Here is a 24,315-nt window from a genome sequence, read left to right on the forward strand (position 1 = left end):
GAAAGGCGTAATCCGACATCCAGGTACGCAATGAAAGCGCAGGTGTATTACACCGCCTGAAACTGCTCCAACGCCGCCAGAATATCCAGCGCATGGCGGCGCTTCACCGGGTCATGCAGATCCACCGTCACCATCAGCTCATCCACCTCTACCGAATTCAGCAACTGATCAAGCTGTTCCTGAATAGATTCTGTCGTCCCCAGCAACTGCAACCCCAGAAAGCCCTTCACGCCGGCTTCTTCTTCCGCATTCCACAACCCGGCCATGCCCTGCACCGGGGGCTTCATCCACAACGGCTGGCCCCGGAACAGGGCGAGGATGCGCTGGTAACTGGTGGTGGTCAGGTACTGGGCCTCCTCATCGGAATCCGCCGGCACCGCAGGTACCGTCAACATGGCATAAGGCCTGTCCAGCTGAGCGGAGGGCTGAAACTGATCCCGGTAGATACGCAGCGCTTCACGGTACAAACGCGGCGCAAAATGCCCGGCAAAGGCATAGGGCAAGCCCTTCTGTGCGGCCAGCTGCGCGCTGTACAAACTGGAGCCCAGCAACCAGATCGGCACTTCGGTGCCCGCTCCCGGAATCGCGTTCACAGCCCGTGACGCATCCAACGGCCCCAGCAAACGCTGCAACTCCGCCACGTCCTGGGGAAACTGCTCCGCCCCCAGACCTTCCCGACGCAAAGCACGGCTGGTCATCGGGTCGGTTCCCGGCGCACGGCCCAGGCCCAGATCAATCCGATCAGGATAGAGACTCTCAAGAGTCCCGAACTGCTCGGCAATCACCAGCGGGGGGTGATTCGGCAACATCACCCCCCCGGACCCCACCCGAATGGAATCGGTCGCCCCGGCAATATGCCCGATCAACACCGACGTCGCGGCGCTGCTGATCCCCTGCATATTGTGGTGCTCCGCCAGCCAGAACCGCTGAAACCCCAGCGCTTCCGCATGGCGGGCATAGGCAACGCTGTTGGCCAGCGTCTCACCCACGGTATCTCCTTCGCGGACCGAGGCGAGTTCCAGCAGGGAAAACGGTACAGACTTCGTCACAGTACACTCCAGATCCAGCAAACAACGGGTACCCATGATTTCTGATTAACCCGCAGTTTGTCGAGAACACCATTATCATGCCTGGATCAGCCCGGGGCGCGTCCCGCGATTCAGCAACAGAAAATGGCAACAAGTCGGTATCCCACCCTCCCGAAAGCCCGCCAAAACAAAAAAGCCCCGGATTACCGGGGCTTGACACTCAGCTTGCGTTAATTTTCCTACGGGCAGTATTTGGCAATCAGCGCACTATCATTGGTCGCCCACTGAGTGATCTGCACGCCGTTTGACAGGCTGATATAGTCCACCCTGTCAGTATCGTCATTGATGCGGAACAGCGTATCGTGGGCAAATAAGATCTCTCGCTGTGGGCCGGCTTCAGCGTAACGCATACGCTGTGGCTGAAGAGATTCCTTCTCTGTTTGGTCGTCGAAATGGATCAATCCAACATACTTGGGGTAGCGGGCCTTGTTGTCCGTGCCAATGGTCGCATGCTCACATACACGTTCTGCCACATCACTCGTGACTACCGTCAGGCTTTCACCAATCTTGTCATTAACCTCGTTAAAGAATGCTTCAACGCCCGGCTCCATGAAGTCCAGCGATTCATAAGCCAGAACATGTGCCAGCTTGTCTGGCCCTGATAGATTAGTCTCCATCAGAATCAAATCATCCATATCAAGGCCATCCCTTGAGACAAAAACCATAGATCTCTGGATGAGCGGGTCACCTGTGGGAATTTCGACACGTACGCCATTAACACTCGGGTCATCGAACAGACTTACATACTCAGCGGTTTCCATATCAACAGACCAACCCGGAATAAACTCTCCGCCCTCTGGATCCTGGCCGTTATCACCTGCCGCAACACCAATCATCGTGCCTTCACGGTGGTAACTAATCTCCTCACCTTTGGGGAAAAGCGCCCATTCAGATCCGCCATCCTGAGAATAGGCAATTTCCGCCCCGACACCATATTCCATCTCCAGAATGCGCTGTCTAAGCGGGATATTGGCGCGGTAATTTACTGTCATGTCAGGAAGCGGCATAGCGAAAATCGCATTCTGCGCGTCTTCGTTGCCGTAAGTTTCAACCCAGCTTTCCAGCTCCTCCCTGAATTCGGCACCAAAATCTGAATAAACATAGCCACCATTGAAATCGTTCAGCATCCCGTCAGTCACATCCGTAGAAAGGCTTTCAAGCACAGCCAGCGCCGGCATAGCTTGAGCATCGCCAACTCGTGCCAAGGCGCCCAGCACCGCAGCATGCAGATCCCCAAGCGCAATAGTCTGGCTATTGGTGGCAGGCATCTCCGACAGGATATCGGGAGGAGACGTAATGGAGCGAATGCCTCCATTGACCAACTTCGCAACCGAATCATTCAGCAACTCCACCCTTTCAGCATCAAGCGGGAAATCGCCCTTACTTAACGCAAGTTGCCAGGCGATTTCAGTGAAAGGAGTAACAGCTGTGCTGGCAGGATCTTTAGTGATCGCATGAAATTGGCTACCCTCGGCAAGAGCAATTTCACCCGCCGACTCATCGAAGTAGCTGCTATTTTCACCCGCCGTAACCTCGACAATTGCCGGCTCAAGGCTACTGTAAGTAACCTCGATAGCGGCTTTGCCTGTTTCGTCCAGAGCCCCTTCACCAATAACTTCGCTATAATTGGCTCCATAGATTTTGACTGTGGCATTGGTGATCCGCCCCAGTGAAGCCGAGACAGTTACGGTTTCAGACAGCGTACTACCATTATCTCCGCCGGGGTTACCCCCGCCCGGACCGCCGGTAGTCGCGGAGGAAGATCCCCCGCCACCACCGCCACAGGCAGAAAGCGTTGCACCCAGAAAAAGAACAGCATATTTATTGAACCTCGAACTCATACATCCCCACATATATCTTTGGTTATCGCTTCCATGACAAATCTCCCAGCTGGAGGAGATCAAACCGTGGGAGGGTACAGAAAGGGTAACGCGGGGAAACTGGGAGCATTGAAGATATGTCGACTGGTCTTAATATTTACGACATCTGCCATCTAAGCGTAAGAGATATCTTACGCTTAGATGGCAGATGCCAGAAATCGGAAAAACAGAAAAGGCAGCAAAGGAATACATCAACCAAGGGCGCCAGACGATCCACCACCCACTGCCGGCGATGCTCGTAGTCTTGGCCAGAATAATGATCCTTGCCACACAGAAACGCCCGGCGGACGCAGCGGCAAATGCAGTGATAGTACGGAGTATCGCCCAATGAGACTTGCTGGTAACGCGCTCGAGTCATGGTCGCCTCCTTGCTTATCCATGACTCTAAAATACTGTCCTTATGAACAGACAAACATCAGTGAAGGCCGATGCACCCCGTAGGAAATCCGCCAAGTGATGGATGTCCTTTATTATTTTTTGCTCAATGACTAGTCCGACTTGTGGGCAACAGTGCACGCGGGGGCCAGGTCTCCCATTTCCCATTTACGACCTGTGAAGCAGCTCTCTCATTATCAGCGAACGTACAACAATAATAAGGAGACCATGGCAAATGCATGGCTTGACGGACACTACACTCTTACCCAGATCGGCGAACATTTTGGTTGCGGACGATCCACCGTCAACCGCGCCGCAAAAACCTTTCGTGAGAAATGGGAGACCTGACACCCGGGTCCTGTGAAGGCCTCTATCTCGATGCTAATAAAGCATCGAATATATCATCAGCTAAATACTCCTTGGATAGATCCACATTTAAGACCGCATTCATAAATGGTTCAGGCGGCAAATAACTATGAACCGTAATATAGTGATATACCATTGATGGCGAGGCAAAGTATCCGTCCCCTTCGCTATTTGGTATTAGAATCTCACTCATCCCCAGCAACTCTTCCTCACCATTACTGAAAATCACCACCTCTCTATCCCCACATAAATCACAGGGATGAACGCCTCTAATCCTATTAAAATTCGCATCAAAACCAGCTCCACCAATAATTACCGATGCCAGTTTTTGACAAAATACCGAAGGAGAATCCCCCTTCGTAAACTCCTTACCACCATCAAGCCAACCAACATTCAGAATTTGTTTTACAGGCTTAGACAAGTGGTACTCGTAAAGAGACAAATCATTAAAAAACATATTTTCCTCAGTATTCAAAGAATGCCGTACACGCAGCCCAATCAACGCACCCCATGTTAGGCGACAAAACTTTATCCAACGTAGTGGGAGTCGCCGTTGTAGTTGAACGCGAATATATGTTCAGTTTTGTTGGTTTGGACAATGTGTAATTGGGTATTTCAGCTCCAGGTAGCCAGCTCGCCATTCCCTCGATATCTCGGACAATCCGCTCATTGGTTCGTGCAGCATTGCTTAAACCAAACCAATCACCATTTTCAATATATCTGCCTGTTTTATCCAGAATCGAAATACCGGGCCGAGGCAATGTAATTGCTGTTCCGTCGGGAACAATAATGTTTCCATCAGGCGTGAATAAAGTCCCATGCCCTGCCAAAGAGCGGCCCGTACCTCCCTCGGTAACTGTCCTCGCAAACGAATGACCTGATTCCAAATTGTTTATAACAAGCGGGGTAGGCTCTACCGTTGTCGTTAGCGGACCAAAATCTGATTCAGCCCAATACGAACCATTTACGGTTCTAACTTCGTTACTGTTTGCAACAACAAATTCCGGAGGCATCGTACCCGAATCAACCTCAAAAAACCTAAATTGCCCCGGATTAGAATCCCCCCCCCGCCCAAAGGTACCAAGCCTTGAAGCCTCATCCCACAAAGTGGTGGCATAACGCGCGCCACCCGAAGCAATATCATCAAGCAATAACGCTCCGCCACCACCGAATACGGCGCCAGTCGGAAAGCCCGCCATCCCCGCGATCATTTCGTCCGCCATCAGGGTCAATTTGTGACCCTGACTATAAAAATACGACGCAGGATTACTGGCAAATAGCCCAGCCTCTGCTGAGGCGAGTCCAGTCAAACGCAGAGCCCCAATCGTGCCGACAGCTGAGCCTAAAATCATTAAATTCTGAGATCCAGCTTTGCTTGCAGATTCGGATGAAAGCTTGTCAAAAAGGCCTCTGGACAAATAATAAGCATCGCCATTGCCTTTCAGCATTAGGCCATTTTCCCTATCCGTAAGAATATTGAAGAACATATTGGGGTCTTCTACTCCTCCCGGATAAATACCCTTAGCAACATTCCAGAACTCCCACTCATACGCATCGAATTTCCCAAAATCATAATCTGATGCCTGGAACAATGCCGTTTTATGTCCATCCGTACTCACCAGTGAATTATTCGGGTCTGAATGCGCGATTTGGACCAAAAAAGCAGCCGCCTCGTTGTTCGCCTTAATCCTATCGCTATAAGTAGCATCCACTTGACGCAACCCTTCCAGAAGAAGGTCTGATAAAGCCTCAGCTACAGTCATGCCGGGATGCAGTGCCGCATAGGCCTGAGCCTGCTCCCGTATGGCAATAACTTCATTCTGGTGCAGCTGCCGGTTCCAGGTGGTGCCCTGTTCGGCAATCCAGGCGCCCTGGGCATTACCGGTACTGGCACCACCGACGATGCGAGATAGGGCTCGCAGGCGCTCCGGGCTGTTGCCCGCAAGATCCACCAACAAGGGCATCAGCATTTCATTGGTGCCTGCAGCGCTGGCACCGTCCGCGCCGCCCAGCGCTTCACCCACGGCCTGGTGAAGGGCAATTTTCAGGGCACTACCGTCTTTCACGCCTTGAGCCGTTCCCTGCTCACCGGCTTCGGTAAAGCCGGCAATCGCCTGTTGTAATTGCTCAGGATTATCGGCCGCTACACTGCCGATCTCGGCCAGCAGGGTTAACAGACGATCAGCTGCCTGGTCTTCAGGAACGCCCATTGTGTCCGCAAGAATCTTGCGCAGCGCATCGTATTCCGGGAAGCGCTTGATTTCTTCCGTGAGTTTGCGGGTCAGACCGTGCTCGTGAATCAGCACGCCCAGTTCGGTGATTTTTCTGTCACCGAGGACTTTGATAACAGAAGTGACCACATCCTGTGGAAGACCCAGCGTGGTTGACACATCCCGGGCAATTTCCTTGCGCCCACGCTCCGTCACTAACCGGTGATCCACCGTCAACTCAGCATCCAGGCCACCAGTAATTTCATTCCTGGTGATTTCCTGCACGTTGTCAGTATCACGGTTCAGGCCGGCCAGATTGCTGTTCTTGTCGCTGTCGTCATCGCGAACAATAAGCGTTCCTTCACCCACAGTGGCACGGGTGATTCCTTCCTTGTCATGGCCGTTGCGGTGGGCACTGAGTGTGGTGCTGCCCTGGGGCGCTTTTTGTTGCTCTTTCAGGTCCAGAGGGTTGAAGCTGGTGCTTACCCCCCAGCCGCTGTTGCTGCCACGGTCATAATCCTGGATGTCCGTATAGGCGAAGGTGCCGGTATCCAGAGTGAAGTTGTCCGGATCACCACCACTGATCACGGCACCGTCCACTTGGGCGTGGCCGTCTACGGTCACGTTAAAGGCCTCTTCCCCATGGAAGCTGCTCACCTGGTCCACCCAGGCCCGTTCGCTGGAGCCTGAAGCCGTGTTGTAGCCACCATTCGCGCTGAAGCCCTGGCCGCCGCCCAGGTTGAGACCGCGGTTGCTATGCTCGCTGGTGCTGGTGTTCTGCAGGGAGGTGACGGTCAGGTTGCCAGTATTCCCTGCGACCTCTCTGGCCCAGACATTGCCCCCACGGATCGTGGTTTGATCCTTCACGTCCAGGTTCATCAGGCCGTCAACGTTGACCGCACCATACTGCCAGTATTGGGACTGGCTCTGCTGTTCGCTGGATTGGGTTCCCAGACCACCGGAAAGGGCATCCACTGCCGCCGCACCCGCAAGGTTGCTGCGGCTGCTGCTGGCAACCGTCAGAGTGGAAGTATGGGTTTCTGTGCTGCTCTGGTTGCTATAGGTGTCGGCTACCGCTTCTACCGTGAAGCGATCCACATCCAGATCCAGCCCGCCACCATCGTGAATATCCAGTCGACTGCCCTGCAGGGTCAGGGCCTCACCCTTCAGGTTCATGCCACCCGCGCCCAGCTGCACCTGGCTACCCCGGTGGGTCAGCGCTTCGCTGCTGCTGGTATGCTCCGTGGTTTCCGTGGCCATTTGCACATCGCCGTAGAAACCGAAAGCCGGGGCATTTTCGATAGCACCGGAAACAGAGGTGGCCGCCTGGAGGCCTACCGCCTGCTGCTGAAGCAGAGCCAATGTCAGATTGGCTTCGTAATCGCCAATGTCGGTGATACGGGGATCATCCTTGGCGGCCTGCAACGCATCATAGGCTCGCTTCACATCCTCGGAGGCTTTTACGAAATCATCCGCTGCATAGGCGGCATCCACGTAACTATTGCCGACGCCGGCCGTCAGGCTGGTGTCTTCGCTGGTGGACTTATAGGTGGTTCGCTCGTATCCCTGCGCGGCGCCAAAGCGCATTTCTCCGCCGATGTCGGCATCCAGGCCGCCAGCAATAAAATCACTGCCGATAACGTTGACGTTACCGTCCACCTGCATGTTGATCAGACCACTCACCTGCAGCAGGCTACCTAGCGCCTTGCCTTGCTCAAACAGGGTTTCTTCGCGATAACGTTCACCCTCGATGCCCGCGTAGAGGCGCCCACGGTCATAACCGCCAGTGAAATTATCGAACGAGTTGCCGTAGCTGGCCTGGTAATCGCTGAGGGTTTCCAGCCCGGCAGCCAGATTCACATCCCCACCGGCGGTCATGGCCATATTACCACCACTGAGAATCTGGGAGGCCACCGCCGTCATATCATTACCGGCGGACAGCGTAAGGTGTTGGCTATCCTGAACGACAGACTGGGTCAGGGTGACACTCTCAATACGCCGCTCTTCGCCTTCCCGTTTGATGCTGACATCGTCAGGCAGATCATCGGGGCCGGAAAAATCACCGGTGAAGACACCGGTCGCCGCACCCGCCATCTGGGTAAGAGCACCACCTGCAGCACCCAGATAATCCACGCCGAATTTTTCTTTCTTATAGTAAGACGAGTGATGCTTTTCACCGGCGATGATGGAAAGGTTGGCCTCATCATTTTCCAGTACTGTCTGGCCATCCAGCGGGTTGATCAAGGTGCCCGCCAGTAGAGCCGTACTTCCCTGAATCTGAACTTCTCCTTCACCCTCGTCACGCAATCCCGAAACGGTAGAGCCCTGAATATGCATGTCACCGGCGGATTGCAGGAGCAGGCTTCCCTGGGCATCGAGATTCGAGCCTTGGGAGGTGGCACTGTAATTACCGGATGCTTGTGTGTAGCCCTTTTCTCCATTCAGAGCATTGGCCACTGTGGCCTTGGTCACATCAGCAAAATCCAGAGGATTAAAGGTAGCAAGGCCACCACCCAGGCCGAGGGTTGCCATGCTGGCAACCATGCCGCCAATATCCGCCTTGGAGCTTTCCTTATAACTGTCGTACTGGTAGATATCGTGGACATCTCGAATCAGCAAACCCGCCTGATCGTTGGTCAACGTTTCTTTCTCGGTGCTGTAGAGGCCCGCGCTGGCTATCAAATCTCCGCTTGCGGAAACATCCGTGTTTTCAAGCGCAATGCCATTAAGCCCCATTATCTGCACATCCCCACCGGATTGCAGATTGGTTCCCTGGTGGGTTATCGACAGGGTGCTTTGCCCGCTCTGACGAGCGCTGATAGTGCCTTTTTTGCTCTTGTGCTGCTCGTAGCTATAAACGTTTGCGGCGCTGCTCAGATTGAGCTCACCACCACTGGCGATCATGGTATCGCCACCAGACTCAAGGTTTGCTGCTGTCAGATTTATATCCCCTTCAGCACCGGAGTGACCTAACAAGTTACCAAGTTCATTCTTGTTCGCATTAATGAGCAAATCACCCAAAGCCACCAGGTTGCTGCCAACCACCCGCTGAGAGTGACTTTCTGTCGTTTGCTTTGCGCTTTTACCAAAACTCCCATCATCCTTGCGGTAGCTATAAAGAGAATCGCTTTCCAGCGCATAACCTACGGTGATATCGCCCTGTGCCTTCAGCTGAATATCGCCTTCACTATCCAGGTCACTGGCCATGATGGACAAATCATTTTCTGCCTCCAGCAACATATCCAGGTTGCTATGGAGGTTACTACCGAGTTGTCGGACCTTGCTTTGGGTGAACTTCACATCCCCCTGATCCATGTGACTACCTTGGCTAACGGCAACGCTTTCCACGGAAAGGTCTCCATCGGCCACCAGCGTCAGCAACCCGGCATCTACCTTGGCCCCCTGCAAACGGATATCTCCACCGCTGGTTACAGACAGGTTATCCGCCCTCAACTGTGCCTGTTCAGTTAACCGTGTCATCCAGTTAAGGGAATCCCCTACAGCGTCGGCCAAGGTGGCCACCTCAACATTACCGCCGGCATCCAACGCCAGAGTTTGGGCCACCAGCTCACCACCAAGGTTTTGAATATCCTGCGCACTTTTCAAATCCAGCGTATTACCCGCAACCATCGAGCCTGCGTTAGTGATGCCTCCCTGCTCTGCGACCACCGCTGTGCTGTTTTCCGCAACAATATCGCCATGATTAGTCACGTTATCCCCGCTGATGGCTACATCTTCACCACGCAATTGCGGGCCATCCATGACGGCACTACCCTGGGCTAGATACAGCACCGGCACCAGAACCTGATATCCCGCCACATCTTGTTCCTCGAGCCACACCATATCCTGCTGCAATGCGTTAACCTGATCTGCTGTCAAGGCCACACCCACACTCAGTTGTAGAGATTCAGCCGCAGCAAAGGCGTTATCCATTAACCAGCGAAATTGCTCTTCGTCACTCTTGAAATCAGGATCAAGAAACCGGGTACCGGTTGCGGCTAATACCGCATCACGGACAAGGGTCGTTTCATAATAGCTGTCACCGAGTCTTTGAACGCTCTGATCCGGCTCCATGCCAAGGCGATTGATCAGATATTCGCTACCCAGAAAACCATCCAATGTTGCAAACAGGGGGTTGGTTTCAATCAGATAAAGGTGACCGGGATCATCATTAAAGATAAAAAGGCCGTGGGCTCCGGGAAGATTAAACCCCAGCGAGAGAGGATCAAACCGAAACAAAGTGTCCGAGCTGTGTTCACCTGTGTCGCCATAAATGGCATCCATGGCAGAGCCAAAGCTAAACGCGACGCCTTCTCTCTCAGCACCATTACTCACTTTCTCAGCATCGATAGTGAGCTTACCACCTGCACTAACCAGCGCGTTGATTACGGTTTCTGTCAGAATATTCGTATGACTGGTTGCTCCACCACGGTTGCAGCTTACCCGACTACTATCACATAAATACCAATTTTCTGAGGTCGGAATGGTCGTGTAGGTGTAATATTTTTTCTTGGTACCTCCTCCGGAGCTCTTCTTTCTTAGCCAAGATTTATCGACACGAGCCACCTCCTTTAAACCAACCATATACGCTGTATTTTCGAAACGACTTGCCTTAATAGCTATGTCGTTACTCGCCGCAATTACGCTGGCATTATTAAACAGATAATCCCCCACAAGCCAAAGATCACTACCAGCCAAGAGTTTTGATTGTCGAGGCGAGGAATAAGACTGTACGATTTGTCTTTGATATTTATGACGGTAGGTCGTGTTATGACAGGCACTGTTTCTATTTCGATTAAAACAACGACGGTCATACTCTCTGTCATAGCTATAAACAGGATCATCCCAAACGATTTCAACTTCTGGTTCACTGGCCAGCCTTTGCTCGAACTCTGCTGCCACAATGCGGATTTTTCCTTCACTGGCAATTAGTCCGGATTCATTGTTCACTCGCCGTGCCCAGCTGGACTTATCTTCCCAAATAGCATCCATAATCTCCGAGAGATAACTACCTGCAACATCCAAATTTCCTACAGCATAAATATCCCCGTAGTTATCCAGATCATCCAGGTATAGCGCCATCTCACCGGCGGACAATAATAGAGAGTGCGTTCCATTTCGTAACCTTTCACCGCTAAAGGTCAGACTTTGAAGCCCCGCCATGTCTCCATGATTTTCCAGGTCACTTACTGCCAGGCTCATATCACCTGCAGAGCTAAACACACCCTCATTACGCAATTCGTTGGCAGTAACTGACACATCACCATGCACCTGCCAATCAGCTTCAGGGCCAATGGATACTGTTTCCGCGTTCAAATTAAACGCATCATCAGCACTTACTTCACCTCTATGTACATAGTTTTGGGTCGTTAGCGATATCGCCTGGCCTGCCTGTAACGCTCCCGCCTCGTTGTTCAATTCTCCCGTTGTAATTTCCAGATACCCAACAGCATCAATTTCCCCGCTATTGACGAGGCCGTTAGTGGCGCTGACTTTCACTTCACCCTGACCCGCCACTTTGCCTGTATTGGTAAAACTCTCAGTTGCTATCTCTGCTGCACCCCCAGCCAGAACGTCGCCATTATTGGTTACATGTTCTTCCGCCAGAATGGTTACCTGATCTTCACCGGTTACGGAAACATCGCTCTCGACACGGGTCTGGTCAGAAATGATCGTTATTGCATCAGCATTAACATCATTACCTTGAAGATGGATGTTCCCAGCATTCATCGATAAATGCCCTTCAGCGGCGATACTTCCCACTGCGCTCACAGCGCCTAACGACGCAACCTGCATATCTCCTTTCGCACTGGCGTCAGCAAAAACCACATCTCCCTGCGCCGACAACACCAAGTCCCCATTCTGCGCCGCCACCGGCGCATCCAGTTTCACCCCCACACCATCTTCATTGGCGATAAGCCGAATGCGGTTGGCATACATGCCGCCCAGTGCACTGGAATCGATGGCAAAGCCCGGCTTGTTGGTGCCGGTGGTTTCATTCGAGATGGCCAGGGTGTCGCGGTCTACCCGTTGCTGGCCGGTGACGATGTTCAGTGAGTCTGCGTGCAGCTCGCCGGCCACCTTGACGGAGCGGGCGATGAGATCGAAGCGGTCGGTATTCGACCCGTTCAATCCGTTCTCGCCAATGCCAATACGGCCACCCTGCACATCAAACCCCTGCAGCTCCCCCCCTTCCATGATCGATTTACCGGTGGTCAGGGTGGCGTGGTTGGTATTGATAAAGCCACAACCGTTACAGCTGATACCATTGGGGTTGGCCACTACCACATCGGCGCGGGCGCCGCCGACTTCGATATAGCCCCCCAGATTGGACGGGTTCTGGCCGATGACTTCATTGAGAATCAGGCTGGCGGAGCCATTGTGCAGGTTCGGATTGCCTTCGATATAGCCACCCAGTTGGGTTTGCGTTACCTGCTGGCTGTTATTGAGAACAACGCCTTTGCTGCCGACGTTGAAATCGTTATAGAAATTTTGCGATACCCCTTTGCTGTTGGGGTTTTGAATATTGACCACGGGCACGCCATTGGCGGCTTCATCCATCGTCGGCCGCCCATTGGTGCCATGGGTGGGTGTGATGGGCTGTGCGGACAGCAGCATGGGCTGCCAGATCAGCAACAACGACAACGTGTACACCAGACCACGACGGACCGGCTTGGCGGATGTCTCAGAATTCGGCATAAAGTGAGGCATGGAGTGTGTACTCGCTGTCTGTCAGTTCCGTTGAATGCTGATCCATGGGCCAGGAAATCTCGGTGGTCAGTTGCACCGAGCGGTAGCCCAACCGCAATCCCGCGGTGGTTGAATCTATGCGTGAAAAACCCAACTCGTTCTGATTGCCCGGCACCACTCCGGAGTCATACGCGGCAAAAGGAATTACCGAGACAGGCCCGGTGATCGGCGGGTAGCCATCGAACTGCACGCTGCCCGCCACGGCTGAGTTGCCATTCAGGGTAATATCCCGATACCCCCGAACCACTGAACTGGATGCCACCGATAACCGTTCCGAGGGAAACAAGACATCGTTGGCATACTGTGCATTCAACCGTAACGACAGCGCGCCATATAACGGCTTTATAAAGCGATTGGCTGTAAGATATGTCTGATAGCGAGTGTGCGTTTTCTCTGCAATTGAGACGTCACCCGGAAGGTGTGTTGCCGGCCCCGTGCCCCAGCCTTCTTCCACGGTAACGGTGCCCGCCAGCTGGGTGCGCCCCCAAAGGTGTTTGGCATTGATGCGCCCACCCAAGGCTTTCAGCTGGTAGGAACTCACCCGGATGACCGCATCGTCCAACAGGTTCTCGGTATCGGAGTAGGCGCCTAACAGTGAGAACGACAACCGGGAACGGTTGCTACGATACAAAGTACGGGTCAGTTCAATTCGGGATGTATCCGTGGCACCAGTGGTTTCAAAACGCTGGAAGATCCCCTGGATTTCGTTTTCATACTGTTGGCGGTTATAGCTCAACGCCAGGTTCCAGTAGCCCAGGCTAATGTCATAACTGAGCCCGGCACCCCAGGCACGATCCGAAAACTCCGTATCCAGATCGCTGTTCAGCGATAGAGAGATCCTGTCGGTGAGTCCGAAGGGGCTGCCCCAGTCCAGCCCCGCCTGGGCGGTGCCATGGGTAACATCCCCATAGTGCTCTTCATCCAGCACCAGGGTGCCCCGGTAGCGCCGTGGCCAGTCCGCCTGGCCCAGCACCACCGTGCCACCCTGCTCTTCACCTGGCGCCAGATCCATCTTGGCGTCCAGGTGCGGCAATCGCGCCAGGGTTTCCACCGCGTGCTCCAGATCACGCAGGTTGACCAAATCACCGGGCGACGCAGGCACCGCCCACTCCAGCACGCGCACGGGCATGCCCACGGCCTCGAAGGATTCCACACGACCGGCCACCACCAGAAGTACCAGGGTGCCGGAGGCGATATCCTGTTCGGGAATCAATACGCGGCTAGTGACATAGCCCTTGTCGATCAACGCATTGGAAAGCACCGCCTGCAGGGCGCGAATGTCTTTCATGCCAATGCAGGTGCCTTCTACCGCATCAGCGGGCCGCCGAAACCAGCGACCAAAAGGAAGCGGAGCATCCCCCAGCGTTTTGAGTTGAACCGATTCAATCTCAAAACAGCGGTCGGATGCACCAGAGCCTTCCGGCACCGGCATGCGCAGGTCCGGCCCTTCGCCGGGCACCCGCATGTCTTCTAGCTGCTGCTGCTGACGCTGGCGCTCCTGCTCCTGCAGGCGGTCGAACATGCGTTGCTGGGAATTCGGGGCAGGCGCGGCCGTTACCGCCCCTGCGCCTCCAATACCCATACAGAGACAGGCGGCGATAACGCCGTAACGAAACAATGGGTTTTCCCCCAACATGGCTATCCTTGCCGATTATGATCACACTGCCGCAGCAGGAAGGTTCATTGCCTTCTCGTAGTTGTGTATTGTGCTGCGGCGAATTAACAGGCGGCGATTCTACACATTCGGTTACGCAAACGGACTTGAGAGACAGCACGGACGTGAACTTCATCACACGGATCTCGGCACAAACTGCCCAACGGTTTTTTCTGGCCCTTTTTCTGGCTTTTTTTAGTACGGCAGTGCATTGCAACGTGCGCCAAGCCATGGCCCCACTGACGGATGCCTCCGCCAATTCTGACCATGCGGTTGAAGAGGCTCTCAAGGCCAGCAAGGCTCTGAAGCCAGCTGAAAAACTGGTTTTACAGAACCGCCTGCGCCTGCGGCAAGCCGCCATGATGATGGTTAACAGCCAGTTCACTCAGGCCCGGGAAATCTTGAGCACAATAGAAACTGCCAGCCCCTCCGGTGCTCAGGCAGGCCTGTTGATGGCCGAAAGTTTTCGCCTGGAAAACAACACCGAGCAGGCAAAAAACTGGTTTCTACGCACCGCTCGGCACTTCCCTTACCGCCCGCAAACCCTTTCTGGCTTGATGAGCGCCGCCCACGACCAACGGACCACAAACCCCGGCCTCTCCCTTGCCCTTTACCAGGAAGTGGAAGCACAAAGTCAATTTGCCGAAGACCAACTGAGCACCCTGAGGGCCAGCGGTCACATCGATCCGCTGGCCGTTATTTTTCCTTCCGAAATAAATGATGATGTGCGCAAGACGTTATTAAAAAACTGCTTGCACCACCCGGATCTCGACCTGCTGCACGCGTCGTCCAGACTCCAGGAAGCTGTAACCACTCTTCTGCAACTGCAGGCACAAAACAGACAATTAACCGAGCAGCTCAATGCACTAACGCAAAAACTGGCCACATATCAAAAGCAACGCAGTGACATAGAATCCACCCTCAGCAGCAATGCCAGCCAACTCACTTCGCTTAAAGGACAGCTGGTCCCCAATGAATTCAGCCCTGACCAGACACGAATCCGCCAGCAACTCACCCAGCTGACCAACCAGCAAACCCGACTGCGCGCCCAAATCGCCTTCATCGACCAGGCAAGTGAGTCTCTGCCCGGCATTATTGACAAGATCGACCGCCAAACCCGCCAGCTGCACAGTGCCGCCATGACTCAACTCAAGGGAAGTCAGGTCGACGTGGAGACGGTGTTGAATAAAAGTTATCAGGCGTATTTAAGTGACCTGCGCAACCTGACCGCAGAAGCCAAGCTGCAACGTGCAGAAATACAAATATCGGCTTCGCCATAATACGAGGGCGGCTGCCCTCGCCCTCTTCTTCCATTGCTCTGCATGCTGCTGTCGCCCTGCCTTCTGCCCTACCTTTTCCCGGCATCCTGTGGTTCACTGCCGGCATCACGCCCCGGAACACGGTTTGCCATGCCCACACTCAAATGCCCCAGTTGCGAACAGGTCCTGCGCCTTGCCGGCAATAGCTGGCACTGCGATAACGGCCACCAGTTCGATCGTGCCAAGCGAGGTTACACCAATCTGTTGTTGGCGCAGCAGCGCCGCTCCCGATCACCGGGGGACGACAAGGCCATGGTGCAGGCGCGCACGGCTTTTCTTGAACTGGGCCGTTATCAACCATTGGCAGATGCCCTGCTCGCCCACCTGCCGGATGAAGAACCCGCCTGGCTGGATATCGGCTGTGGCGAAGGCTGGTACACCGAGCAGTTTGCCCAGCGTTTGGGCGGCGTGAATGGTGTGGGCGTGGATATTTCCAAGTTCGCGGTGGATGCAGCTGCCAAGCGTAACAAGCGCATCACCTGGCTGGTGGCCAGCGGCGCCCGGCTACCGCTGTTTGATGCCAGCCAGCAAACCGTATTTGTGCTGTTCACCCGCTTGTTCGTGGATGATATCGCCCGGGTGCTGCAACCCGGTGGGGAATTGATTGTTGTCGGTACCGGGGAAACGCACCTGCTGCCGTTGCGCGAAGCCCTGTACGACGATGTGCGGCAAAGCAGTTTTGATGCGGGCAAGTTTCTGGATGATCGCTTCGAGCTGATCTCCAGCGAGACCCTGCATTGCCAATGGGTTCCGGACTCAGAAGAAGAGCTCCGTAACCTGCTGGCCATGACCCCCCATCACTGGCGGGCACGGCCGGATGCGAAAGCCGGCATTGGCGCCCTGGCCGGCCAGCCCATGAACGGACATTTTGTGATTCAGCGTTGGCAGCGGGTGGCGTAGATTGCGTTTATCAAACGTGATGTCGGGTTCGTGTCGGATTACGGCTACGCCTAATTCGACCTACCTGGAAAGGGTTTCGTAGGTCGAATTAGCCTGAAAGGCGTAACCCGACAACATGTCGCACAGCCCTCCCATCACCCCTCTCTCTTCCCAAGCACTCGCTCCAGATACGACAGCAAGTCATCCGCATTGCTCACCGGCGCCCGGTAAGCCAGATGCCCGTCCGGGCGCATCAACCAGAGCCGGCCCTGATCGCCGAATGCGCTGGCAAACTCCCCTTCATGGTCACGCCAGATACGGGTGGTACCTTCCCGGGGCACATCTTCATCTGCGGTGGCCTGCGCCGCAATCACGGTCAGGTGCACGCGCTCACGGTATTCCTGCCCCAAACGATCACTCAAGGCATACATCACCAGCCGCTCGTTATGCTCGGGGGATTCGCTCAGCTGCAGCAACAAATGATGTACCGGTTTGCGCAACAAACCGTGCAACTGATGCAGATGCCCGGTGCGCACGGATTTCAGCGCCGCATCCGGCAGCCGATCGCCCGGCAGCGGCCCCTGATGCCGCCAGCCCACGTCGGCCTCCGGCCCACAGGTGACCAGCGGCGAATTGCGATAATGCACATCCAGCTGGCTGGCCGTACGCAGCAGTCGACTGGAAATATTGCGGCGGCTGCCCGCCAGCTTCAGCAGGGAATCCCGGCTGCGCCGCAACATCGGCAGTTTCACCAATGAGGCCCGCGACAGCATATCCACCCCGTAAAGCATTTTCTCCGCCACCGGCCGCCGTTCCTGCTCATAGCTATCCAGCAAGGCGCCCTGCCCAAACCCCTTGAGGTAAAACGCCAACTTCCAGCTCAGGTTGAACGCATCCGCGAGGCCGGTATTCATGCCCTGGGCGCCCAGTGGACTTTGCACATGGGCCGCGTCGCCGGCCAGGAAAACCCGGTTACGCCGGTAATGCTGAGCCAGCCGGCGCTGTACGGAGAACTGGCTCAGCCAACGGGGTTCACCCAAATCAGGCACGTCCCCAAGAATCGACGTTAGCCGTTCGCTAAAGGGCGCCAGACTTAATGGTGTTTCCGGCGTCTCACGGCTGGCCATAATCAGCCGCCAGCCCTTCGGCAGAGGCAAGGCCAGCAACAGCCCTTCTTCCCGCAGGAAACCATGGGAGCGGTCGTTGCTCCAGGGCGCGTCCCAGGGCACATCCGCCAGCAGGAAATGCTCGCTGTAATCCACGCCCTTGAAACCGATGCCAAGCTGCTCACGCACCGTGGAACCCACGCCATCGGCTCCCACCAGCAGCTCGGCATTGAATGTCTGCACCTCCGCCCCCTGGCGAATACGCGCTTGCACGCCGCTGCCGTCCTGACGGAAATCCAGCAGCTCGGCACTGCGAATCAACTCGCCGCCCAGCATCCGATATCGGTCGATCAACACCGCCTCCACCTCGGATTGCGGACAACTGAGCACCCACGGGTACGGCGCTTTCAGAGCAGTGAGGTCCAGTTCGAAGAGAAACCCTTTATCCCCGTATACCGATACAGCCTTGAGGCGCCGCGACGCCTTGCGGATCGGCGCCAGCACATCCAGCGCCTCAAAGATTTCCAGCGAACGGGCATGCAGGCCCAGCGCTCGGGAATACGGCGATGGCGCCGCAAGACGATCGATGATGCAACAGTGGATACCGTGGCGGCGCAAGCCGATACCCAGTGCCAGCCCGGTGGGGCCCGCACCGACAATCAGCACCTGCGGTGTGCGGTTCTCGCTAATGGCGATGGTACACTCTCCTTATGGCACCCTATTGGCGCCCCTGCCTGGCACTATGCCCACGGGGGTAGCCCGGTCTGCCTGCTGCCCACCGGACACGTCTCTGTGCCTGTGGCCTGCAACAGCCGCGCCAACACGTGAACGCTTACCCGAGCCCATCATGGCACATTCCACCACACCCTCCATGACGCCTGCATCGCGCAAAATTATCCACGTGGACTGCGACTGCTTTTACGCCGCCGTGGAAATGCGGGACGACCCTAGCCTGCGCGGCCGCCCGGTGGCGGTGGGCGGCGACCCGCACCGGCGTGGCGTGATTGCCACCTGCAATTACCCGGCGCGGCAATTTGGCGTGCATTCAGCCATGGCATCTTCCCAAGCCCTGCGGCGCTGCCCGGAACTGGTTATTGTGCCTCCGAACTTTGACAAATACCGCAAAGTTTCCGCCCAGATCCATGACATTTTTCGTCGTTATACAAGCCTGATCGAGCCGTTGTCACTGGACGAGGCCTTTCTGGACGTGAGCGCCAGCGAACAATTCGATAATAGCGCCACCCGCATTGCCCAGGCATTGCGCCAGGACGTTCGCCGGGAGGTGGCTATTACCGTGTCCGCAGGCGTCGCCCCCAACAAATTTCTGGCCAAGGTCGCCAGCGACTGGCGCAAGCCCGACGGGCTATTTGTGATTCCCCCGGCCCGGGTCGAGGAATTTGTGGCCGCCCTGCCGGTGAACAAGATTTCCGGGGTGGGCCGGGTCACTGGCGAGCGCATGGCCGGCCTGAACCTGAAAACCTGTGGCGACCTGCAACAGCTAAGCCGGCTGGAGCTGGGCCAGCACTTCGGCAGTTTTGGCGAGCGGCTTTATCACCTGTGCCGCGGTGAAGACAGCCGCCCAATCCAGACCGGCCGGCGGCGCAAATCGGTATCGGTGGAGCGCACCTACGACAAGGACCAGCTCACCCTGACGGACTGGCTCCGGGAGCTGGAGGGGCTGATTGAAAAGCTGAAGGAGCGGTTTGCCAAACTGGATCAGCATTACCTGATCAGCGGGCTCACCGCCAAGGTGAAGTATCAGGATTTTGTCAGCATGAGTTGTGACAAGGCCGGCAACGACCTGGATGCCGCCCACTTCGAGGCCCTGTTCCGCCAGCTTTGGGAGCGACGCGAAGGCCCGGCCCGCCTGCTGGGCATCGGCGCCCGGCTGCGCGATTTGAAAGCGCCCCAGCAACCGGACCTGTTCCCGGAAGAAAGGGACAAGGCCCTGCATAGCCAGCGAAACCGGATGTGACAGGAGGCGTGGCATGCTGCACGCTTCAACGCGGTGACAGGCCGGGGCAACCGGCAAGCAGTTTGTCTCGCACTGAAGCCTTATGGACGCGTAGCACGCAGGTCAGATTAGCCTGAAAGGCGTAATCCGACATTTCGCTGGTGGCCCACGGCGATTCGCGTTCTTTGTTAACGCCAAAGAGAGAGCCCAGTTGGCGCCTGTTGCGTGCAGCGTGTGGCGTTCCTAGTGCACCCTCTGACAAACCCGGTCGTGCAGATGCGCCGGAATCAGCCCATCCATCAATTCCCGGCCACGGCGCTGTACCGGCTCCATTTGCGCATCCAGGTAGGCATCCAGCGTGGCCACACAATCGGCGCAACGGGTGACGGTGGCCGAATCCGGGTGCTCGGACGCCGCTTTCACGGCCTGTTCCAGTTGGTTCAAATATTTGAGCAACATGCTTTGCTCCTGAGTCTCACTCTCTGGGAAGACCTGTTCAGCGGCCCTCTAAACTGATCAAGCTTGGCCGATAATGACGACAACCTCATGACAATGCGTTGCCCCATATCAACATAACAGGCGACCAAGCCTGTATCGGGAAGTCCTGCACGAAGAGTGCCTGTGAACATACCCGCCTTGATGTTAAATCGGACGCACGTGCCGGCCCGTCGTTCCCCGATGAAATGTAAAAACACCTGTCCGCCGACGGGCGGGCTTCCGGCTTGAAAGCAGCCCCCTCACCCCCCAACACTCCTTTCTCACCCGGACTACGGTACTCTCTTTCATTCTAGCTCTGGTACTTTCTCTGAAAGCGATGACAGAACAAGCTCAATACCGGTATTAAACCGACCTGCTTATTTGCGACGGACCGACCTTATGACCGAAACGGTATCGACCATTGTGGCGCCGGAAGGCAGCCTGGAAATACTCAGCCAGCATGAAGTGGAGCGCCTGCGCGACACCTCCGGCAGCGGGCTGCATGATCTCTTGCGCCGCTGTGCCCTGGCGGTGCTGAACTGCGGCACGCCCACCGATGACAGCCGCGAGGTACTGGAAACCTACCACGACTTCGAGATCGAAGTGATCCAGGAAGACCGCGGGCTGCGCCTGAAGCTGGACAACGCCCCGGCCGGCGCCTTTGTGGACGGACGCATGATTCGCGGTATCCGCGAGCACCTGTCTGCGGTGCTGCGCGATATCGTCTACGTGGCCAACGAGATCCAGAACAACGACCGTTTCGACCTGAATAACAGCGAAGGCATTACCAACGCGGTATTCCATATTTTGCGCAATGCCGGGGTACTCAAAGCCGGAGCGTCACCAAATATGGTGGTTTGCTGGGGCGGGCACAGCATCTCCCGACACGAATACGACTACAGTAAAAGCGTGGGCTACCAGCTGGGCCTGCGGCACAAGGATATCTGCACCGGTTGTGGTCCTGGCGCCATGAAAGGCCCCATGAAAGGGGCCCATGTGGCCCATGCCAAACAACGGGAGAAAGAAGGCCGTTATCTGGGGATTTCCGAGCCCGGCATCATTGCCGCCGAAGCGCCCAACCCCATCGTCAACGAACTGGTGATCATGCCGGATATCGAAAAGCGCCTGGAAGCGTTTCTGCGCCTGGCCCACGGCATCATCGTGTTTCCCGGCGGGGTCGGCACCACCGAAGAGATTCTCTATTTACTGGGCGTACTGCTGCACCCGGACAACGCGGACATTCCCCTGCCCATGGTGCTCACCGGCCCGGCCAGCAGCGCCGATTACTTCCGCCAGGTAGATGCATTCATTCGCTATACCCTGGGTGACAAGGCGGCCGAGCGCTATCAGATCATTATCGATGACCCGGAAGCCGTGGCCCTGGCCATGTGCCACGGCATTGACCGGTTGACCCTGTTCCGCCGGGATAACGACGATGCCTTTTACTTCAACTGGCGCCTCAACGTGCCGCTGGCATTCCAGCACCCGTTCCTGCCCACCCACGAAGCCATGGCCGCCCTGAACCTGGACACAAATCAACCGGTCCACGAACTGGCCGCCAACCTGCGCCGCGCCTTCTCTGGCATCGTCGCCGGCAACGTAAAGGAACATGGCATCCACGCCATCGAACAGCACGGTCCCTACAAACTGCACGCCCCCAACGCGCTGATGACGCATCTGGACGAGCTGCTCAAGGCATTTGTGGACCAGCAACGCATGAAACTGCCAGGCAGCCATTACGAGCCCTGTTATGAGCTGGTGGGGTAACAGATAACGGCTAATAACGAGCCACACTGTAGGAGTTCCCTTCCAGGGGACGAACCGGCCCGTAAACATGGAAAGATCGAGATCACGGGTTGCTCAACCGTCGATTGCAGCAGACGGTTATCTCTGTCGCCTCGCTGCGCTCGGTTCGTCCCCTGGAAGGAAACTCCTGCAGCGGCTTCGTAGACAGCAAAAAGCCCCGGAAAACCGGGGCTTTTTCGTGTTGCATGTAGCGTGACGCGTGCTGCGTCTCCTGTGCTACCGCGGCTGCATACGGATACCGCCATCGATACGGATGGTTTCGCCGTTGAGGAATTTGTTCTCGATCATGTGGCACACCAGCTGACCATATTCCTGCGGATGCCCCAGGCGTTTCGGGAACTGGGTCATTTCGATCAGCGGCTGCTTCACCTTGTCCGGTGCCGCATTCATCAGCGGGGTGTTGAAAATCCCCGGGGCGATGGTATTGCAACGGATACCCAGTGGCGCCAGATCACGGGCGATGGGCAGCGTCATGCCGACCACGCCGCCTTTGGTTGCCGCGTAAGCAACCTGACCAACCTGGCCATCAAAGGCTGCTACCGAGGCGGTATTCACAATCAGGCCGCGCTCGTTATCTTCACCCGGCTCATTCTCGGCCATGGCTGCCGCCGCCAGGCGCGCCACATTGAAAGTACCGATCAGGTTGATCTGCACCACCATGTTGAATACGCCCAGATCGTGCGGCTTGTTCTCGCGGCCCACGGTTTTCATGGCAGAACCCACACCGGCGCAGTTAACACACACATGAATGGCACCAAACTTGGCCACGGTGGCCTCCACCGCGGCTTTAACCGAGGCTTCGTCTGTCACGTCAGTCTGGGTGAAGGCTGCATTATCACCAAGCTGGGCCGCCACTTCCGGGCCTTTCTTGTCGTCACGATCAAAAATCATGACCTTGCCGCCCTTGGCAATAATCGCTTCTGCAGTCGCCTGGCCCAGGCCTGAGGCACCACCCGTAATCACGGCCACTTTATCGGTAATATTCATATGCTCTCCTTCTTGTGAAAGGTAGAAAGGTAAAGAGGGTCCATAAAAGGTTATCGCAGAGTATACCCAGCTCGGCGCAGAGGCTCATTGTTGCTTTCGCTCAAACCGGGACTGCTTTAAGGTGAGATTGCGTCATTGCAGTCATTATCAAACAAACCGCTTTGACCCACGGCATGGGAGGGAAAGCCTTGCCCGACACCGTCAGACAGGACGATACCACCTGGCTCGCCGATGCATACCGACGAACCCGGCGATTCAGCGAGCAGCTGTGTGAACCTCTGCTCGCCGAAGACATGGGCCTGCAAGCCTGCCCGGAAACCAGCCCGCCCCGCTGGCACCTGGCCCACACCACCTGGTTCTTCGAAACCTTTCTGCTAAAGCCTCACCTGCCCGGTTATCAGCCCGCCAATCCCGCATTCGAATACCTGTTCAACAGCTACTACAACGGCATCGGCGAGCAATATCCGCGCCCTCAACGCCATCTGCTATCGCGCCCCACTAACGATGAAGTGATGGCCTGGCGCCACCAGGTGGATGCCGCCATGAACGCTTTGCTGGCGCGGGCCGATAACCTCACGCCGCTGGTACAGCTGGGCATCAATCACGAACAGCAACATCAGGAACTGTTGCTCACCGACCTGAAATACAGCCTCTCCTTCAACCCCCTGTCACCGGCCATCACCCAGCCCGTGAACATTCCAGGCGACACCCCACCGCTGACTTTTCAGGGCTTCGAGGGCGGACTGGTGGAGATTGGCGCTTGCGGCGGCTTCGCGTTCGATAATGAAACACCTCGCCACAAGGTCTGGCTGGAACCGTTCCAGCTGGCCAACCGTCCCGTGACTCAGGGGGAGTTTCGCGCCTTTATTCTGGATGGCGGTTACCGCAAACCGGACCTGTGGCTTTCCGATGGCTGGAGCTGGGTGCAACAGCAACAAATCGAACGCCCGCTGTACTGGAACGCGGCACTGACCGAACACTTCACCCTGGCCGGACAGCAACCGCTCCACGACAACCAGATCCTGGCCCATGTGAATTACTACGAAGCTGACGCCTACGCACGCTGGGCGGGCAAACGCCTGCCCACAGAACAGGAATGGGAACACGCGGCCTACAGCCAGCCGATCACCGGCACCTTCGCGGATTCCCCGTCCGATAATCGCTCGTTTCAACCCGGTGCTGCCCGCGACGCCCGCCTTGCCCATCTGTTCGGTGATGTCTGGGAATGGACCGCCAGCGCCTACCTGCCTTACCCGGGCTTCCAGACGGCCCATGGCGCAGTGGGCGAATACAACGGCAAGTTCATGTGCAACCAGATGGTACTGCGCGGCGGCTCCTGCGCCAGCAGCGCCAACCATCTGCGCGCCAGTTACCGCAATTTTTTCTATCCCCAGTTGCGCTGGCAATTCAGCGGCATCCGGCTCGCCTGCGACAAGAAGCCCAATGATGGCTGACAGGCGCACC

The 24,315-nt window shown here is 56.1% G+C and carries 13 protein-coding genes and 1 pseudogene; 5 read left to right on the forward strand and 9 right to left on the reverse strand.

The genetic code is table 11. The features are described 5' to 3' along the window. Window positions 1–47: 47 nt before the first annotated feature. The 6 genes and pseudogenes from COA55_RS00515 to COA55_RS00540 form a co-directional block, all read right to left on the reverse strand. The gene (locus tag COA55_RS00515; RefSeq protein WP_290500071.1) at window positions 48–1,085 is read right to left on the reverse strand and encodes an LLM class flavin-dependent oxidoreductase; all 1,038 of its coding nucleotides are present in this window, start codon (window positions 1,083–1,085) and stop codon (window positions 48–50) included. A 182-nt stretch (window positions 1,086–1,267) separates the two neighbouring features. Then, window positions 1,268–2,929 carry a hypothetical protein gene (locus COA55_RS00520; protein ID WP_290500073.1) on the reverse strand — a complete coding sequence of 554 codons (1,662 nt, stop codon included), beginning with the start codon at window positions 2,927–2,929 and terminating at the stop codon, window positions 1,268–1,270. Window positions 2,930–3,152: 223 nt separating this feature from the next. Then, window positions 3,153–3,326 (reverse strand): annotated as a pseudogene (locus tag COA55_RS00525) (transposase); the annotation flags it as partial. A 387-nt stretch (window positions 3,327–3,713) separates the two neighbouring features. After that, on the reverse strand, window positions 3,714–4,166 hold the full coding sequence (locus tag COA55_RS00530; protein ID WP_290500075.1) for a hypothetical protein: 453 nt from the start codon (window positions 4,164–4,166) through the stop codon (window positions 3,714–3,716). A gap of 7 nt (window positions 4,167–4,173) precedes the next feature. After that, window positions 4,174–12,630, reverse strand: a complete 8,457-nt coding sequence (locus COA55_RS00535) for a hemagglutinin repeat-containing protein (protein ID WP_290500076.1) — start codon at window positions 12,628–12,630, stop codon at window positions 4,174–4,176. Beyond that, window positions 12,605–14,305 (reverse strand): ShlB/FhaC/HecB family hemolysin secretion/activation protein, encoded by a 1,701-nt coding sequence (locus COA55_RS00540; protein ID WP_290500077.1) that lies wholly within the window; start codon window positions 14,303–14,305, stop codon window positions 12,605–12,607. Before COA55_RS00540 ends, COA55_RS00535 begins: the two co-directional genes overlap by 26 nt. Window positions 14,306–14,448: 143 nt before the next feature. On the opposite strand from COA55_RS00540, the gene COA55_RS00545 reads away from it, so the two are divergent. After that, window positions 14,449–15,603, forward strand: a complete 1,155-nt coding sequence (locus COA55_RS00545) for a hypothetical protein (protein WP_290500079.1) — start codon at window positions 14,449–14,451, stop codon at window positions 15,601–15,603. Between the two features lie 129 nt (window positions 15,604–15,732). Further along, on the forward strand, window positions 15,733–16,542 hold the full coding sequence (locus COA55_RS00550; protein ID WP_290500081.1) for a putative RNA methyltransferase: 810 nt from the start codon (window positions 15,733–15,735) through the stop codon (window positions 16,540–16,542). Window positions 16,543–16,676: 134 nt separating this feature from the next. On the opposite strand, the gene COA55_RS00555 is transcribed toward COA55_RS00550, so the two are convergent. After that, window positions 16,677–18,293, reverse strand: a complete 1,617-nt coding sequence (locus tag COA55_RS00555) for an FAD-dependent monooxygenase (protein WP_290500083.1) — start codon at window positions 18,291–18,293, stop codon at window positions 16,677–16,679. A 181-nt stretch (window positions 18,294–18,474) separates the two neighbouring features. On the opposite strand from COA55_RS00555, the gene dinB reads away from it, so the two are divergent. Further along, window positions 18,475–19,602: a DNA polymerase IV gene (dinB, locus tag COA55_RS00560; protein WP_290500085.1), complete on the forward strand. Its 1,128-nt coding sequence runs from the start codon at window positions 18,475–18,477 to the stop codon at window positions 19,600–19,602. 222 nt (window positions 19,603–19,824) lie between these two features. Here the strand turns inward: dinB and COA55_RS00565 are convergent, their stop codons facing one another. Then, a complete protein-coding gene (locus tag COA55_RS00565; RefSeq protein WP_290500094.1) occupies window positions 19,825–20,040 on the reverse strand; it encodes a hypothetical protein in 216 nt (71 codons plus the stop codon). Between the two features lie 417 nt (window positions 20,041–20,457). Here COA55_RS00565 and ppnN point away from each other — a divergent pair, with 417 nt between their 5' ends. After that, window positions 20,458–21,825, forward strand: a complete 1,368-nt coding sequence (gene ppnN, locus COA55_RS00570; RefSeq protein WP_290500095.1) for a nucleotide 5'-monophosphate nucleosidase PpnN — start codon at window positions 20,458–20,460, stop codon at window positions 21,823–21,825. Between the two features lie 255 nt (window positions 21,826–22,080). Here the strand turns inward: ppnN and COA55_RS00575 are convergent, their stop codons facing one another. Continuing rightward, window positions 22,081–22,851 (reverse strand): 3-hydroxyacyl-CoA dehydrogenase, encoded by a 771-nt coding sequence (locus COA55_RS00575; RefSeq protein WP_063520968.1) that lies wholly within the window; start codon window positions 22,849–22,851, stop codon window positions 22,081–22,083. Window positions 22,852–23,024: 173 nt separating this feature from the next. Between COA55_RS00575 and egtB the strand changes: the two genes are divergently transcribed. Then, complete coding sequence (egtB, locus tag COA55_RS00580) at window positions 23,025–24,305, forward strand: ergothioneine biosynthesis protein EgtB (protein WP_290500097.1); 1,281 nt, start codon at window positions 23,025–23,027, stop codon at window positions 24,303–24,305. The last annotated feature ends 10 nt before the right edge of the window (window positions 24,306–24,315 follow it).

The sequence above is a fragment of the Alcanivorax sp. genome (assembly GCF_002733835.1).
Lineage (GTDB): Bacteria > Pseudomonadota > Gammaproteobacteria > Pseudomonadales > Alcanivoracaceae > Alcanivorax.